Below are 17,232 nucleotides of genomic sequence, written 5' to 3'. Positions count from 1 at the left end.
CCCTTCCGCTGTGCTGCTCACCGTCCGGTGTGTTTATTGCTTCTGAGTTTGAGTCGTGTCAAAATCATTTTTGTTGCCGATTGTTACCGGAAGATCCAGCTTCTTACCGTCACGAACCACATTCAGTGTCACCTGATCGCCAACTTTGAGCGTCTGGATGTAAGTAATCAGATCCTGGCTGGTGGCATAGTTCGTACCGTTCACACCTGTGATGATATCGTAAGGGCGGAGGTCGGCGGTATACGCTGGAGATTTGAAGACAATCTCGGCGACTACGGAGCCTTCTTTAAGGTCAGTGCCCATTTGCTTAGCGACTTCATCGGTAATGGTCATCAGCGAAGCGCCGATGAATGGTACCGGTTCTTTCGGAATTTCCTGATTGGCTTCCAGTTTCTCTACAACTTCTTTAATGGTATTGACCGCGATAGCAAAACCGATACCCTGGGAGTCTGTGCTAACCGCCACATTCATCCCAATGACCTGACCGTTCATGTTAAGCAGCGGTCCGCCCGAGTTCCCGGGATTAATCGAAGCATCCGTCTGCAGCAGGTTCTTGTAATTGCGTGTGCCGCTTCCGTCTTCTTCATTAATATCAATACTGCGGCCCTTGGCACTCAGTACACCTGCTGTAACCGTGTGGTCAAAGCCCTGCGGGTTACCAATCGCTACGACTTCTGAACCTACCTTAATGCTGTCGGAATCACCGAGCGCCACTGTAGGGAAGTCCGTCCCTTCAATTTTGAGCACGGCCAAGTCCAGATCTTTGCTGGAGCCAAGCAATTTCGCTTCATAAGGTTTGGTATTGCCGTCAACCGTAACCTGAATGACATCTGCATTATCCACCACATGCTGGTTGGTCAGAATATAACCGTCTGAATTATAAATGAAGCCTGTGCCGATTCCATAAGGAGTAAGCTGGGATGAATCCGAATTGTTGGATTCCGGCTGGGATTCTGAATTGGAGCCGGAAGATCCGCTGCCGCCGAACTGATCACCGAAGAAGAACTGGGAGAACGGATCGCTCATATTCGGATTACTGCTGCTTCTGCTGCTTGATTTAACCAGCGTCTCAATTTTGACAACTGCCGGCCCCACCCCATCCACTACGCTGGATACATCACCCGATCCGGTAACCAGTGCTGCTGTGGAAGTGGAAGGCGTAATGGTAGCACTTCCGTTCGCTGTCTTAGCTGCTGTATTCGTAACGGCTGCTGTAACTGCCTGATCGCCTGTGAACCAGTTGCCCCGGTCCGCCATGAACATCGAACCCGATAATACAATCATTCCGGCAAGAAAAGAGATAAGTACCGCCTTGACCGGCTTCTTCGGCTTACGGTTATACTGCCAGCCATTACTTCCCTCAGGAGGGTTACCGCCGCGTCCGCCATTTCCGCCATTTCCGTCATATCCGGTTGTGCGGAGCGAAGTGCTGTAAGGTAAAGACTTGACCGGCTGCGGAGGTGAAATCTCTACACGTTCCGGCTCCCGGCGGTTGTAATGCTGCGGATCTTCACCATTCATCTCATCATTGTTCAAGGATTTGAACGGCCCATAAGAATAGTAGTAGGAGGAGCCTGCTTCGGTTGATGAATTACTGTTACTGTTGTTATTGCCATTGTTGTTAAAGTTACTGCTATCATTACTGTCCCATTCCCGCTGCGGTCCCGGTTCATTATCACGATTGAAGTTGTTCTCACGATTGTAATTGTTTTTGTTATCGTCCATGTTTTCTTTCCTCCCGCGCTTTGCCGCATCCGGCAAAGTGTTATTTGTTTTCTTGTTCTTATTTTGTACTTTAAACCTTAAGGTCACATTAAAAACAATTTAAGCGGAGATAAAAGATATGAACAATTAAAAGAGAATATGAGGGAGAACCGCAGGAAATACAGTTGTTGAGGCAATTGGTGAACGTAGAGGACAAGTAAATACCCCGGCGCTATAGCGCCGGGGTATTGCAGGTTACCGCTTCACGCATACGTACAATAGGCATGAATGTTGTACAAATTGCAACTTCGCTACCAGATAACAGGGGTGTTAGGGAGAATTGTTGTACGAAATACAAGAATTGCCCCGTTTAGCCGCTCGAAAGAGGTGGAATGCTGCCTTTCGTACAACAATTTTCGATTATAGATGATATGTAGAGGAAAATGTTGTATTCTGTGCAGGATTCACTGAACTGAAGGAGCTAACTCTGCGCCCAGCCCTTACGGTGGGCGTAGATTGCCAGCTGGGTGCGGTCATCCAGCTCACACTTCATCAGCAGGTTGCTGACATGCGTCTTCACCGTCTTGATGCTGATATGCAGCTCCTCGCCGATATCTTTATTGGTTTTGCCCTCAGCGATCAGCAGCAGCACTTCCTTCTCCCGCTCGGTCAAGCCGGAAGAGTCACCCTGTACGGTACGCTGGCGGATGCCTCGGGTCAGTGCCTGCGAGACATCGCCGGTCATCACCGGCATACCGCGGTACGCACCTTGCAGCGCGTAGATCAGCTCTTCTGCCGAGACGGTTTTGAGGACATAGCTGACCGCCCCTGCCTCGATCGCGTCTACAACAAGATCATCCTCCAGGAAGCTGGTGAGGATGACAATTTTGAGGCCCGGGAATTCGGCCAGCACTGCGCGCGTTGTCTCCGCCCCGTTCATGACCGGCATCATCAAATCCATCAGCACCAGATCCGGCAGGGCCTCATGCCCCAGTTCACGCAGCATGCAAAGCGCCTTATGCCCGTTCTCTGCCTCACCTATAACTTCAAACATCGGATCAAGCATCAGATATGTTTTGAGACCCATCCGCACCATATCATGATCATCCACCAGCAGCACTTTAATGAGACTCATTCTGTACTCCCCCTATCAGGCTCAGATTCGGCATCAACCGGCTCCGGGATGCCCTGCACAAACTTTGGTATATGTACGCGGATCGTCGTTCCCGCCCCCTTGCGGCTGATAATCTCTACCTGGCCGCCGAGCTTCTCGGCACGCTCGCGCATGGTGGTTAGCCCGTAGGAGCCCTGTTTATGCTGCACCTGCTCGAAGCCCTGCCCGTCATCGCTGATGCTCAGCACAACCTGGCGCGGCACCTCGCGCAGCGACAGGCTGACAACCCGTGCTCCGGCATGCTTCACGATGTTCGCCATCGACTCCTGAATAATCAGGAACAGCTGATGCTCAATCGCCTCGGATAGCTCACCCTGCAGTTCAAGCTCCTTTACCCCCTTGAGCCCGTTCTGGCGGCAGTAATCCGGGAACCATTTCTCCAGCGCCTCGAACAGATTGCGCCCCTCCAGCTCCACCGGACGCAGCTGCGCGATCAATGCCCTCATTTGCTTCTGCGCCATCTGGGACATGCTGATCAGCTGGTCCATGACCGTCTGCCCATGCTCTGCGCTCCGTTCAAGCACTTTAGGCAGCGAAGAAGCGGACATGTGAATCGCAAAAAGCTGCTGGCTCACCGTATCATGCAGATCCCGGGCCATACGCCTCCGCTCTTCCAGTACCGCGCTCTCCGCCGCCTTTTCCTTCTCAATGACTTCCTGTTCGCCAAGCTGCTGCAGGAGCTTCATCTTCTTCTCCACAGTATCCATCATAATATTGAATTCGTGATATACCCGGGCAAAAGACTGGTCTTCGCTCTCCGGCATCCGTACGGACAGATTGCCTTTGGCCACCTGCAGCATATTCAGGTCCAGATGGTCGATCCGCCGCTGAATCCGCTGTCCGGCAATATAGCCGATAGTCACGGTGAAGAGCACAATGCCCAGACACAGGTACAGCCACATGCTGGTATCCACCACCCGGATATAGCCCAGGCATGTCCCGGCATACATCAGTCCGGCAGTTACTCCGCCGCTAAGCAGGAAATACACCAGCAGCATCCACTTGGTATTGCTGAAGATCGTCCCCATTTAGCCCACCGTTTTGACTTTAATGTCACCGATGAAGCAGCTGACGTTAATGCGGACTTTTTTACCAGCTTCCTTATAATAAGGCGTCTTGCACTGCACATTGCTCATGAACCCGCTGCGCGACTGCTCAAGCACCTGCATATCACCAATGAACGAGCTGCCGATAACCGATACACCTAGATTCATATCATCCGGAATATAAACCTTAATATCACCGACAAAAGCGGAAATGTTGATCTTAGTCTCACCGTAAGGAATTTGCGCATTGGTCAGATCCAGCACTGTATCCCCGATAAACTGCGAAATGTTGGTTTGCTTTAGCTGGAAATGCTCACGGCCCATATGGACATCGCCGATAAAAGCCGAGCGGTTCGTCGTTTCTTTGTCCTGCCCGGAATCCTGAAACTCCTCATGCCATTCGCCGTGCCGGCGGGCATGGCGTTCCTGACGCTCCTGGCGTCTGCGTTCATGGCGTTCCTGCTTCTCCTGCCACCGGTTATCCGCCGAAGAGGAGGACACTCCCTGTTCTCCGTCTTCATCCTCAATGTCTTTGTGCAGATAATCATTCCAGTCCCGCCCGCCGGCACCGGCAGATTTGCCGAACTTCTGCTCAAACTGCTCATCGAGCGTCGATTCCAGCGGTGCAGGAGGCTTCGCATCCAGCGGGCTTTTGCCCGGTCCGGGCGGATAGAAATTCGGTGGTGCCGGCGGAACCGGCGGCGTTGTGCCCCGCGGCTTGAAAATAACAGCTAAACCGCCGCCGATCAGCATAACCGGGATCAGCATTTTGAAGAAATCGCCTGCCGAGAAGTCAAACCATTCTAAATTCCGTCCCAGGAAAAACACACCGATGGCCAGAAAGAAAAATCCGCCAAGTGTCGCAGAGAATCTCGAATGCTCATCGTCCGGGGACAGAAAGCGTTTAACCCCTAATATAATCAGAATAACCGGCCAATACGTAGATATCATTGAACCCAGGCTGAAATCAGTGTAGCCCATCTGTCTTAGCAGGAACAGGCCTCCCAGACCGATAAGGATCAGTCCGCCGAGCACCTGGCTGGTGAACCGTCGTTTCATATGTCATTCCCCCCAGTAGTTAGTGTAACTTTTGCTTCTTCACGCTTATAGTCCTAGTCTACAGGAAGAAAGCGGCGGGGAACAGCGGCGTGAGAAGGAAACAGGCCTCAGTCTCCAGACCGAGGCGGCTGGAATATTCCGTAAATTGTATGATGCCCATAAAAAAGCTGCCCTTCCAGCCCATAATCCGGACTTGAGAGGACAGCCTTGACGCTTCAAATGCTCATACCGGCAACCCCAGCATTACTGCTGCGGTTTTTGTACCGGTTTGGAGAACGTGTTGCTCTTAGTAGTTGCACCGTCGTTCTCAACGGCAAACTCAGCATTGTATTTTTCATTCGGTGTTTTGTAGTTCTCTTGTACCTTTGGTTTCTTGGAATTAGCCACGGAATTGTTCACCTCCCTCATCTCGGAAGAGGCAAGTCGCTTGCCCCAGTCGATATTATGGGAAATGTGAAGCCGTATTATGCATGCTTACGTGAAAAATAATTCAAACTCAGTGAGGCCGGTCCAACCCTTAAATAACCTCTTCCAGCAAATATTGCGGCACTGCGTTATAGGTCTGGATTGCATGTCCAAGACTTTTCAGCATACTCTCCGTACATTTTCCGTTGCCTCGTTTGATGAGCTGGACGACAACAGTCTTCTTGCCCCATTCCTTATACACCTGCTTGGTGGTGCTGAAGTACAGGTCAATCTTCCGCCCTTTAATCGCCGAACCGGTGTCGGCCACTATAGCATATCCGTAACCCGGTATATATAAAATACTTCCCAAAGGCAGAACTTTCGGGTCCGCAGCAATGGTGGATACGGCATTCTTGTCCCGGCGTACCTTGACACCCGAATACGTAATTCCGTACTGTGGATGCTTCGCGGTCTTGCCTGTGGATTCGTATCCGGCCGTATAGCCGGTCGCTGTTACTTTCATTGAAGTGATGATCTGCTCCGGCGCAGGTGCAGCTACCGGTACCGAATCCGGCTGCTTGGCGGCTGCCTTCGCCTTCGGCTTACTTTCCGGCACCTGTGCTGGCTTAGGAGCCTGAACGGTAACCGGCTGTCTTAACCGCGAAGAGCCTCCCAGACGGGATGCCGAACCTGCCTCTTGACGCTGAACCTGAGAATTCGTGGTGACTGCACTCAGTTGTCCTGCAGTGTCTTCCGTCCCTCTTGCCTGTGCCGATTTGCGCGAATAATCCGGGTAGATCCCGGCTGCTGTCAGCAGAAGCACGATGGTGACGAAAAGACACCAAAACCTCTGGTATAAGCCCATTTTGTTCATTAGTTAAACCTCCCCATATAGCGAAGGTTTCCCGTTTCACAAAATTTTATACCTGAAACCGGATAATAGCGGTCCCACGCGGCTTATAACAGAGGCTATTTATTGGTAATTATACGTACTATTAACAGCTTGTGTATGCTTTAGATTATACGTTCCGCAATTTCCTGTCCAAGCGAATCGATGACTTCCTGCAGCGGTTTGGCGCCAATGTCGCCTTCTCCGCGTTTGCGGATCGACACGCTGCCGGCATTCATTTCATTCTCGCCTACAACGAACATATATGGAAGTTTCTCCAGCTGTGCTTCACGGATTTTGTAACCCATTTTCTCATTGCGCAAATCGACTTCGGCGCGGATGCCGCTGCGCAGCAGCTTGGCAGCCACTTCCTTCGCATATTCATCAAAGGCCGAGGATACCGGAATAATCTTCACCTGCTGCGGAGACAGCCACAGCGGCAGTGATCCGGCAAAGTTCTCCAGCAGGAACGCTACGAAACGTTCCATTGTTCCTAGAATCCCGCGGTGCAGGACAACCGGACGATGCTTTTGCCCGTCATCACCGACATATTCCAGCTCAAAGCGTTCAGGCAGCAGGAAGTCGATCTGTACAGTCGACAGTGTTTCTTCCTTGCCCAATACTGTTTTGATCTGAACATCCAGCTTCGGCCCATAGAAGGCTGCTTCGCCTTCGGCTTCGTAGAACGGCAGGCCGGCCTCTTCGACAACCTCACGCAGCATGCGCTGTGCAGTCTCCCACATCTCATCATTGGCATAATACTTCTCTGTATCCTTAGGGTCCCGGTAAGAGAGGCGGAAACGGTAATCTTCAATCCCAAAGTCGCTGTATACCTGCTTGATCAGCTCCAGCACGCGGATGAACTCGCCTTTGATCTGGTCCAGACGGCAGAAGATATGCGAATCATTCAGTGTCATCGAACGGACACGGTGCAGGCCTGTCAGGGCTCCCGACATTTCATAACGGTGCTGGATACCCAGCTCGGCAATACGGATCGGCAGATCGCGGTAGCTGTGCATCGAGCTCTTATAGATCATCATGTGATGCGGGCAGTTCATTGGACGGAGCACGAACTCCTCATTATCGATAGTCATCTTAGGGAACATGTCTTCCTGGTAGTGTTCCCAATGTCCAGAAGTCTTGTACAGCTCTACATTACCCAGTACAGGAGTGTAGACATGCTGGTAACCAAGGCTGGCTTCCAGATCTACAATATAGCGCTCCAGAATGCTGCGCAGCTTGGCGCCCTTAGGCAGCCAGATCGGCAGGCCTTGTCCAACCAGCTGGTTGAAGGTGAAGATTTCCAGTTCCTTGCCCAGCTTACGGTGATCGCGTTTCTTCGCTTCCTCCAGCAGGCGCAGATGCTCGTCAAGCTGGGCCTTCTTGATCCAGGCTGTTCCGTATACGCGCTGCAGCATCTTGTTCTTGCTGTCTCCGCGCCAGTAGGCACCGGCTACGTTCATCAGCTTGAACACTTTGATCTTCGCAGTGGACGGCAAATGCGGACCACGGCAGAGGTCGAAGAATTCGCCCTGTTCATAGATTGTAATCACACTGTCTTCCGGCAGCGCCTGGATCAGCTCCAGCTTGTAAGGATCAGCCAGCTCGCCGAATCTGTCCAGTGCTTCCTGGCGGCTCACCTCATGGCGGACAATCGGCAGGTTCTCTGAAACGATACGCTCCATTTCCTTCTCAATCTTCAGCAGATCCTCCGGATTAAGCGGATGCTCCAGATCCATATCATAATAGAAGCCGTCTTCAATGACCGGACCTACTCCGAGCTTAACTTCCATAGTCCCGAACAGGCGTCTTACCGCCTGGGCCATAAGGTGAGCTGTACTGTGACGCATCACTTCCAGGCCTTCCGGGGAATCCAGGGTAACGATCTCTACAAGATCGCCTTCCTGCAGCTGAGTGGACAGATCCACGACGATTCCGTTGATCTTACCTGCTGCGGCATTCTTGCGCAGTCCGCTGCTGATCGAGGCTGCTACATCATCAATGCTACTGCCATCGGCATATTCCCGGACCGAACCGTCCGGAAGTTTGATATTTACTGACATTTTTCTTCCTCCTAAAAGTTAGCTTCTGCACACAAAAAACACCCGTCCCGCAAAGGGACGAGTGATTGCACCCGTGGTTCCACCCAAATTCGATGCCATTATGCAAAAGCTGCTGCAGAGCAGCGGCATTGCAGAATAGAATCCTTCGTCAGCATGGAGATAACGGCCATGAACCGGCGGTTCTTACTATCCTGCGTAATGATGTCCGTAAACGGACATCCCAGGAATTCATAACCGCAGCTACAAAGGGGTAAATCAAAAGCCGGTACCGGAGGAAATTGCAGCCTGAGGTTTCCTCTCTCTGAAGCGGTCCTGAACATCGATTCATATCTTTGTCGAAGCTGATAACGTGAATTACGGTAATTATAAATCTCAGCTTATCTTCCGTCAAGTGGAACCGGCATGTCATACAAGTCTGAAGCGCCGCCGCCCCAGGCTGTTCATTCTTCTTCCCGGCGTTTCTTACCCGGCAAGCGGCCTGCGCGCTTCAAAGACTCACGCAGCAAGTATTCGATATGTCCGTTTACGCTGCGAAATTCTTCTCCCGCCCAACGTTCCAGCGCTTCGTGCAGTTCGGGATCGATCCGCAGCGGAAAGCTTTTTTTGGCCGCCATAATATTACCGCCTTAGTACAACGAGCCGGCGTTAATAACCGGGCTCGCTCCGCGCTCCGACACAATCGCCACCATCAGATTGTTGATCATCGCCGCTTTGCGTTCTTCGTCCAGTTCAACTACACCGCTCTCTTTGAGCTGGCGGATCGCCAGATCCACCATGCCGACTGCACCTTCCACGATGATCTGGCGTGCAGACAGAATGGCCGAAGCCTGCTGGCGCTGCAGCATCGTACTGGCAATCTCTGTGGAGTAGGCCAGATGGGTCAGGCGGGCTTCGATCACTTCTACGCCGGATAAGGACAGACGCTCCTGCAGCTCCACCGCCAGTTCTTTGGCAATCTCATCGGCATTGGCCCGCAGGGACATGCCAGTCTCATTGAAGTTATCGTAGGGGTATTTGCTTGCCACATGACGCAGCGCCGTTTCACTCTGAATTTCCACAAACGCCATATACTTATCTACATCAAACAGCGCTTTGGCCGAATTAATGACCTTGAATACAATCACCGCAGCAATCTCAATCGGATTACCTTCCACATCATTGACCTTCAGCTTCACGCTGTTGAAGTTGCGGACCCGCAGTGATACGGTCTTGCGGATGCTGAACGGAATGACAGCGAACAACCCGCTGGTTGCAATCGTACCGACATATTGGCCAAAGAAGGTCACGACCACTGACTTGTTCGGCTGAACGACGGTAATACTCGTACATAGAATACCGGCTGCAACAAACAGGATGACAGGCAATGCCACGTATTCCTGAACGGCACCGTAAATTCCGCCCCCGATACAAATGGCAATTAGAGCCACAACCCAGAATCCGCTGACAGGATGCAATGTTTTCTCTTTCATAAAGATGCCTCCATTAGATATGTATTTGATATAATTATGATATCACTTTTGGATACAACTGTAAACTACTATTGTAAAAAAATCACTGCCTCTTTGCCGTTTTTCTTTTATAATTTGTCTGACATTACGGATGTTACGAAGCATCAGGATAGACCAATCCATTACTCCAAAGGATGTGTAATTCATGAGTGTTAAGGATCAAGTACTGGAAATCATTAAAGCTTCACCGGCTCCTGTAACGGCTGGAGAAGTCGAAAAGCTGTCGGGACTGGAACGCAAAGCGGTCGACAAGGCCTTCACCGAACTCAAAAAAGAAAATGCGATTGTCTCCCCCATCCGCTGCAAATGGGAAGCTGCAGTGAAATAACGGGACGTATTATGGTCTGGGCTGGACAAGCCTGAGCATCCTCGCAAACGGAAAGGCCCGCGCACAATGTGCACGGGCCTTTTGCCTTATTCAATTGTATTCATATAGAAATCAGGAAGCTTTGTTCTCCAGCATCCGGTAGATAATGACCGCTGCCTGGGCGCGGTTCGCGATACTCTTAGGCGCGAATTTCTGCGCGTCTACACCGTTGACGATCCCCAGCTGGGTCAGCTGTGCCACAGGCTGCTGTGCGTAAGCTGCAATCTTGGCCTTGTCAGCAAACTTATTCAGAGCAGCAGGCTCAACCGGCTGCAGCTGATCCTTGAGGGCATTAGCGATCATAATCGCCATTTCCTCACGGGTGATCTCACGGCCCGGCTCGAATTTACCGTTGCCTGAACCTCTCACCAAACCGGCGTTTACGGCAGCAGCGATCGTATCTGTATACCAGACACCTTGTTTCACATCAGTGAAAGTAGTTGCTGATGCAGTATTGCTCAAGTTAAGCGAACGAACGAGCATAGTTACGAATTCAGCACGGGTTACACTCTTCACGGGTGCGAAGTTCGTGCCGTCGATGCCTTTTACAATACCTTTAGCCGCCAGTGCATTAATAGCTTCTGCAGCCCACGCTACCTTACCCAAATCCTTGAATGCAGTACTAGGAACGGCCGGGCTCTGTGTTGGAGCGGTGGTTGCAGCCGGAGCCGGAGTAGCTGATGCGGCTGGACTAGGAGAAGCTGATGGTGAAGCAGTCGGTTTAGGTGTCGCCGTTGCTACAGGCCCTGTGCCAGTACCAGGATTAGTGCCCGGGTTAGTGCCTGGATCTGTTTCTGGAGCAGCATTGTTGGTAATCCGTCCTTCAATTGCAGCAGTAATAGCTCCGCCATTGAATTTCTTCACAATGTAATCATAGAATACATCCAGATCGATCGGTCCGGCCAGCGATTTACTTGCCTGGGTCAATACCTTATAGTTGTCTCCGCCTGCAGCCATGAAGTTATTGACTACAGCCGTATAGCTCTTGGACATTTCAATCGGTGTTCCATCACTTTTGGTCAGGTTGGCCACACGGCTGGCAACCGGCAGATACATATTGGCCGTATATTTCAGGCCGGAAATTTGCAGCGTCTTGATGTCTGCTGTTCCGTCAGCCTTAACTGCCCATTGCTGCTGCAGCAAGGTTTTGATCTGTTCGCCGGTAAGCGTCAGCTTCACCAGCGTATTGCCGAAAGGCTGGATTTTGGCCAGATCACCGAAGAGAACATTCCCCTTAGGAAGATCGGCACGGATACCGCCCGGATTCATAAATGCAAAGTCAGCAGGACCAGCAGCGCCGTCTTTGAAATCAGCCTGACGCATAGCATCCGCAATCAGGTTGCCCAGGGGGGCTTCCTTCAGATATACATCTGTACGGGTAACGGTTCCATCTGTAGTCCCTACAGGCTTAGCCAGCTCAGGATGCAGAGCCAGATAATGATCTACCAGTGCTTTGGTTTCAGCATCGGGCGTCACATTCTCCTGGAAGGTAGTAATTACTTCAGCAGATTTGCTCTTAACCTCTCCGGTCTCCGGATCAATAGCCAGGCGGATGTCTTCATAGGCAGTACCGTAAGAGTAGGCCTGAACAACCAGTTTGCCGTTCACCATATCGTTAGCGTAGGCATGATTATCACCAGCCACAATAACATCCACCGGAGAATTGGCCGGGAGTGCGTTCGCCAAATCTACTGCTTCGCCTGTGGATACATTTTTCTTCGTTGCAGCATCAACCTTCGTGGTTGCCGGATCATGGGCAAGCACGATAATCGTGTTGACCCCTTTACCTTTGAGCTCTGCAGCATACTTTTCAATGGCAGCCACTTCTTCTTCAGCGCTCAGGAATTTCACACCGGCTGTACCGGCAGGGGATACCTTACTTGGTGTTGCCTTGGTTACTACGCCGATAAACCCGATTTTTACACCGCCGATTTCTTTAATCGTGTAAGGCTTGATCAGCGGCTCTCCAGTCTTCATGTCAATCGCATTGGCATTAATGTAATCGAAATTCACAGGTGCATGGACAATGCTCGGGTTAACCGGGTCCGCACCGCCAAAAATTTGTGCCTTCAACGCTTCAACACCCTGGTCGAATTCATGATTACCCAAGGTTCCCACATCGAACTTCATCATGTTCATCCATTCCAGGGTCGGCTTGTCACGCTCCATGGAGGATACCGGAGCAGAGGCACCGACAGAGTCCCCGTTGTGGACTAGCAGGGTGTTATCGTATTTGGCACGGGCATTCTTCAGGTAGGTTGCCAGAATCGCCGCAGTTCCTACAGGCTTGCTCTCCGTACCCACAGTTACAAAAGATGTCGTATCCAATTGTCCGTGAAGGTCATTGATGCCGAGGAGATGGACTTTGACGCTTCCGCTGAGGTCGAGATTGTAAATCTCGTCACCCCGGAGATTCTGGGTTCCGGTGTCGGTAATATTATCATGTTTAGGAAGTGCATTCTTAGCCTTAGGTGAAGAAGTAAAGGTAACCTTGACATCGCCCTTGATCGGAGCGATCGACCAGTTATTATCGGCCGGCTGGTTAACGTTTCCTGCTTCCTTGATGTAATCCATCAGAATCTGACGATTCTCTTCCAGGGTATCCAGCACCATCGTAAGACCGGCAGCGCCTGTTTTGACACCCGGGAAATTCCCGCCGCCGCTTGCCCGGTAATTGTTAGTCACTACGATGAAGTCCTGATTCATATCCAGCGGCTTGTCATCGTAGGTAATGGAGGTAACCCGCTCAGAAGTGAGGTCATTCACCGTGCCGTCAGGCTTGTATCTTGCATTTTTGGTGACATCAATCGTGTATTTAATTCCGTCGATAACATCGAAATTAAATACGGAGAATGCGGAGTTCAGCAGCGGCTGCTCCGTTGTCACCGCTGGGTCAATACGGTTATAGGCACCCGCGCTCATTTCAACCCATTCTTTTACAGTCTCACCCTTGACCTTAATAGCCTTAAGCGTGTTGTCATAGAGATACAGGTCGCTTGCGCTGCGGATGGTCAGATCTCCCGCTTCGATTTCTGTATACTCATCCGGGTTATTGCGTCCGGCCTTGAAGGGTGCACCAACGCTCAGGATGGGCATTCCCTGGTAAGCAGCCAGGTTAGGATCACTGTTGATCAGCTTCTCAACATAGTTTTTCTGGGCATAGGTTACGATTTGAACCGTCGGATCATCCTGCACCATAGCGAAAAAGCTGTTCATCGGTACATCCGTACGTCCAAGGGGTTGATTGACATAAGCAATCGTAGCCTGGTGATCAGCGGCAACCACTGCATCCAGCTCAGCATCCGGCTCTACGTTTGCAATATTAACCTTGTTCTCCGTTCTGTAGATTGAACGGGTGGATGAAACCGAAGCGCTCTTGTCCACCATAAAGTGTCCGCTCCGCTGTGGGTCCGGAACGATTGCCAGATCGATGAGACCCAGATTGGCGCCGCCGAATCCCGCCTGAACGGCTGGAACATTGTTGATCTGGCCTTTGGCATTATCGATGCCGGGCAGTACAGCTTTACCCGTAGAATCCTTGAAGGATGCGTCCAGCGCTTCCACAGTCGCAGCCGGGAATACCTTATGGGTATGCGAGAACGTAATGGCATCGATCCCCGGCACGAGGCTTAGTGATTTGATGTCATTTTCAGATTTGGTTCCGGGTACTGCATTATTATCATATCCGGTATGTGCCATCGCAACGATAATATCCGCACCGTCTTCCTTCATCTGAGGAATGAATTTAGCGGCCGTTTCAGCGATGTCCTTAGTAATGACCTTACCTTCCAGGTTGACCTTGTCCCAATCCATAATCTGCGGAGTAACGAGACCAATCAGGCCGACCTTAACATGTTGGGTAGCTCCGTTGCTGTCGGTAACTGCCTTGTCGATTATTTTATAAGGAGTGAAATAGTTCGGGTTATTGGAATCATCCTCGTCCCCGTCTACGGCATACACATTCGCATTAATAAAAGGAATGTCTGTATACTCATATGTGGCTGAAGTGGCAGAAGTAATGCTCTCCAGATAAGGAAGCCCATAGTTGAATTCGTGGTTGCCGAGTGTCGCAGCATCATAGTTCATGGTATTCAAAGCTGCAATCATCGGATTGATCTGCTTAGTCTTGCCGTCTCCATCAACTTGCTTGGAAGCGTACGTTCCCAGCGGTGTACCCTGAATCAAATCTCCGTTGTCGAGCAAAAGGTTGTTAACACCCTTATCCTCGGCTCTGGCCTGCTTCACCAGCGTAGCCGTCCGGTCCAGTCCTACCGTCAGAGACGGTTGGTTCTTAAAGTAATCCCAGCCCATCACATTGGTATGCACATCTGTAGTACTCATCAGCCGCAGGTTGATCGCGCCTGACGCAGGTTCAGCTGCTGCCTTCCCGGCTCCCAGTACTGAACCGGCAACGACTCCGCCCAGCACCTGTGCTGTAATCACAGCGGTAGCCAATATTGAAGCAATAGGCTTATTCCAACGTTTTTGTACCATAGAATCTTATACCCTCCCAGTTAATCTCTTTAAATTGACCGTCAAAGCGTAACATATCAACTTATTCCTATCTATCAAACTGGGTTAACTAGAATTGCGAATTGTGTAAAATGTAAAAAAGGATATGTTGCATTCATATTTTTATAAGGAGAGGGTTGACTATGGACGAGGGAAAGAACACACATGAAGAATTATTCTGGATCAAAGACGAGAACCGGAACACAAACCGGAAAGATATCCGCTGGTTTGAGGAAATGCTCACCTTTGATACTTTACGGGAAGCGGAAGAATGGGTTATGAGTGATGCCTATAATAAAATTGGCGGAGACCAGTTTGACGGCTATTGGACTGGTGATCCTAAGCTGGCGTTTGCGCTGGTCTATAACCTGACACGCCTGAAGACTCTGGGCGACGCTTCCTTTAATGATATCTATGCTGATGAAGAGGAGCGGGATGGTCAAACGATATTTAAGGTTTGGGTGAGTTGATGGGGGCTGGTGCCACTAATGGAAAAGCTGAGCGAAGGCAAGTGCGTAGGTAAAAGTATAATGTATGCGAAAATTCGAATACAATGGGCTTCCACGTAGCTCAATGAGCATAGTGTATGCGAAAATTCGAATACAATTGACTCGCCCGTAGCTGATGCTAACGGTGCCGGTGGAATAGATGGAAAAAAGACATTGATAAACAGCCCTCTTACACATCTAATATGTGCTGAAGGGCTATCTTTTGCTTTTACTAAATCTCAAATACTATCTCGTCGCCTGTCTCACTCTTCTTGAACGGGTTGATGTATTGTGTGAACCTCATTTGCAATCCTGAAGCATCGTCAGGTAATGGCGGGGAGACAACGTATTTATATCGGTAATTCGTTCATCATAATGCTCTGTTGGGCGTTCAAAATGTATTGGTTTCATCTTCAGCCTCCCACATGCTTATTTAAGTGATTTCACAATTAAAAATTAACGCATAATGGATTATATGGATAATAGCACCTCTTTCTCCCGGATGTCTCTTCCAGACGACAAAGAACGCTTGTCCATAACTAATCCCTCCAAATGGATTAATATTGAACAAGCGTTGTAGTTGAAATTATGAAAATAACGGGGTAAACACTACATTATCTGTAGCACATACCCGCTATTTTACCCTTGAAGTATATACCCTATTATGCCAAAAACACACTATAGCTACCCTCTAGTTCTGCATGATAAAGTCATTGTCGATCTTGGCGTTCGCATCCTCGAACGTCCGCAGGATGTCGTAGCGCGTGTTGCGCTGCGCCGGGATCTTGCCTGCTTCGCGGATCAGCTGGGTAATCGACTCAATGTTAACCTTGTAGGTTGCGCCCGCCGAGGAAACTACGTTCTCCTCGATCATCGTGCTGCCGAAGTCATTACAGCCGTATTGCAGGGAAAGCTTGCCGACCTCAGGGCCCATCGTGACCCAGGAGGACTGGAAGTTCTTGATATTATCCAGCACCAGACGGCTGATTGCCACGGTCTTGAGGTATTCCTCCGGTGTCTGCCGGTCCAGCTTGAGGTTCGTATTATCCGGCTGGAAGGTCCACGAGATGAAGGCCAGGAATCCTTCGGAGTCATATTTGTTCGCTATGCACTCGTCCTGGGCTTCACGGACACGCAGCAGATGCAGCGCCCGCTCTTCCATACTCTCGCCCAGACCGATCACCATCGTGGCTGTCGTGTTCATGCCGATCCGGTGCGCAGTCTGCATGACATCCATCCACTCGCGCCAGGAGCCTTTGAGCCGGCTGATCTTGCGGCGCGTGCGGTCATCGAGAATCTCCGCTCCCCCGCCGGGCAGGGAATCCAGGCCTGCGGCATGAATCTCACGCATGACCTGCTCCAGCGGCAGTCCGGAGACCTCGACCATCTTCATGATCTCTGCCGGTGAGAAGGAATGCATGGTGATCTCCGGGAACCGCTGCTTAATTCCGCGCAGGATATCCGTGTAATAGCTGAACGGCAGATTCGGGTTCGTTCCGCCCTGCATCAGAATTTCAGTCCCGTTCACGCTGATCGTCTCGGCTATCTTTTGATAGATCGTTTCATCGGGAAGCACATAACCTTCCTCCGAACCCGGTCTGCGGTAGAAGGCGCAGAAGCGGCAATAGACATCACATACATTGGTGTAGTTAATATTACGGCCGATTACGAATGTAGCCAGCGGGTCCGGGTGCCAGCGCTTCATAATAATATCCGCAGCCGCGCCCATTTTCTCAATTTCATTGCTTTCGAACAGTGTGATTGTGTCTTCTAATTGAAGACGTTCACCTTTAAGTGTCTTATCCAGAATAAGATCAATTGCACTCAACGTTCGCAGCCTCCTCTTAATCCTATGAAGTATAGTAGATGAATTTAATTTAAAAAATAAACAAACTCGTTCCCCCATCGTATCACAATCGGATGAGCTTGAAAAATCTTTCGCCAAATAAAACAGCAGCACCCTGTTGGCGCTGCTGTTCAATGTATACAGTGATTCTATCTGGCTGCCAAGGTTCCA

General features: G+C 50.5%; 13 protein-coding genes. 2 read left to right on the top strand and 11 right to left on the bottom strand.

Features of this window, described 5'->3' with window-relative positions; all coding sequences use genetic code 11:
- Positions 1 to 33: 33 nt before the first annotated feature.
- The 9 genes from GC101_RS21665 to GC101_RS21625 form a co-directional block, all read right to left on the bottom strand.
- Positions 34 to 1,725: a S1C family serine protease gene (locus GC101_RS21665; RefSeq protein ID WP_171718925.1), complete on the bottom strand. Its 1,692-nt coding sequence runs from the start codon at positions 1,723 to 1,725 to the stop codon at positions 34 to 36.
- 460 nt (positions 1,726 to 2,185) lie between these two features.
- Entirely contained in the window at positions 2,186 to 2,839 is a 654-nt protein-coding gene (locus GC101_RS21660) for a response regulator (protein WP_171718924.1), read from the bottom strand.
- Positions 2,836 to 3,906 carry a HAMP domain-containing sensor histidine kinase gene (locus GC101_RS21655; protein ID WP_039303347.1) on the bottom strand — a complete coding sequence of 357 codons (1,071 nt, stop codon included), beginning with the start codon at positions 3,904 to 3,906 and terminating at the stop codon, positions 2,836 to 2,838. The genes GC101_RS21660 and GC101_RS21655 overlap by 4 nt, the downstream gene beginning before the upstream one ends.
- The gene (gene liaF, locus GC101_RS21650) at positions 3,907 to 4,983 is read right to left on the bottom strand and encodes a cell wall-active antibiotics response protein LiaF (RefSeq protein ID WP_171718923.1); all 1,077 of its coding nucleotides are present in this window, start codon (positions 4,981 to 4,983) and stop codon (positions 3,907 to 3,909) included.
- 243 nt (positions 4,984 to 5,226) lie between these two features.
- Positions 5,227 to 5,370, bottom strand: coding sequence for a hypothetical protein (locus tag GC101_RS21645; protein ID WP_156118574.1), 144 nt, complete (start codon positions 5,368 to 5,370; stop codon positions 5,227 to 5,229).
- Positions 5,371 to 5,500: 130 nt separating this feature from the next.
- A complete protein-coding gene (locus GC101_RS36585) occupies positions 5,501 to 6,064 on the bottom strand; it encodes a 3D domain-containing protein (RefSeq protein WP_418793975.1) in 564 nt (187 codons plus the stop codon).
- Between the two features lie 338 nt (positions 6,065 to 6,402).
- The gene (thrS, locus tag GC101_RS21635; protein ID WP_171718922.1) at positions 6,403 to 8,340 is read right to left on the bottom strand and encodes a threonine--tRNA ligase; all 1,938 of its coding nucleotides are present in this window, start codon (positions 8,338 to 8,340) and stop codon (positions 6,403 to 6,405) included.
- 440 nt (positions 8,341 to 8,780) lie between these two features.
- A complete protein-coding gene (locus tag GC101_RS21630) occupies positions 8,781 to 8,954 on the bottom strand; it encodes a type II toxin-antitoxin system antitoxin (protein ID WP_039303331.1) in 174 nt (57 codons plus the stop codon).
- Between the two features lie 12 nt (positions 8,955 to 8,966).
- Positions 8,967 to 9,809, bottom strand: coding sequence for an SPFH domain-containing protein (locus tag GC101_RS21625; protein WP_042135152.1), 843 nt, complete (start codon positions 9,807 to 9,809; stop codon positions 8,967 to 8,969).
- Positions 9,810 to 9,993: 184 nt separating this feature from the next.
- On the opposite strand from GC101_RS21625, the gene GC101_RS21620 reads away from it, so the two are divergent.
- A complete protein-coding gene (locus GC101_RS21620) occupies positions 9,994 to 10,176 on the top strand; it encodes a hypothetical protein (protein ID WP_042211579.1) in 183 nt (60 codons plus the stop codon).
- A gap of 111 nt (positions 10,177 to 10,287) precedes the next feature.
- Here GC101_RS21620 and GC101_RS21615 read toward each other — a convergent pair whose 3' ends face one another.
- The gene (locus tag GC101_RS21615; protein WP_171718921.1) at positions 10,288 to 14,709 is read right to left on the bottom strand and encodes a bifunctional 2',3'-cyclic-nucleotide 2'-phosphodiesterase/3'-nucleotidase; all 4,422 of its coding nucleotides are present in this window, start codon (positions 14,707 to 14,709) and stop codon (positions 10,288 to 10,290) included.
- Positions 14,710 to 14,870: 161 nt separating this feature from the next.
- On the opposite strand from GC101_RS21615, the gene GC101_RS21610 reads away from it, so the two are divergent.
- Positions 14,871 to 15,197 (top strand): hypothetical protein, encoded by a 327-nt coding sequence (locus GC101_RS21610; protein WP_171718762.1) that lies wholly within the window; start codon positions 14,871 to 14,873, stop codon positions 15,195 to 15,197.
- Between the two features lie 709 nt (positions 15,198 to 15,906).
- On the opposite strand, the gene mqnC is transcribed toward GC101_RS21610, so the two are convergent.
- The gene (gene mqnC / locus GC101_RS21605) at positions 15,907 to 17,043 is read right to left on the bottom strand and encodes a cyclic dehypoxanthinyl futalosine synthase (protein ID WP_042135145.1); all 1,137 of its coding nucleotides are present in this window, start codon (positions 17,041 to 17,043) and stop codon (positions 15,907 to 15,909) included.
- Between the last annotated feature and the right edge of the window lie 189 nt (positions 17,044 to 17,232).

The sequence above is a fragment of the Paenibacillus phytohabitans genome (assembly GCF_013141775.1).
Classification (GTDB): Bacteria; Bacillota; Bacilli; order Paenibacillales; family Paenibacillaceae; genus Paenibacillus_AQ; species Paenibacillus_AQ phytohabitans.
Note: the sequence above shows the minus strand (reverse complement) of the source record. Positions and strands in the feature narration are given on the sequence as shown.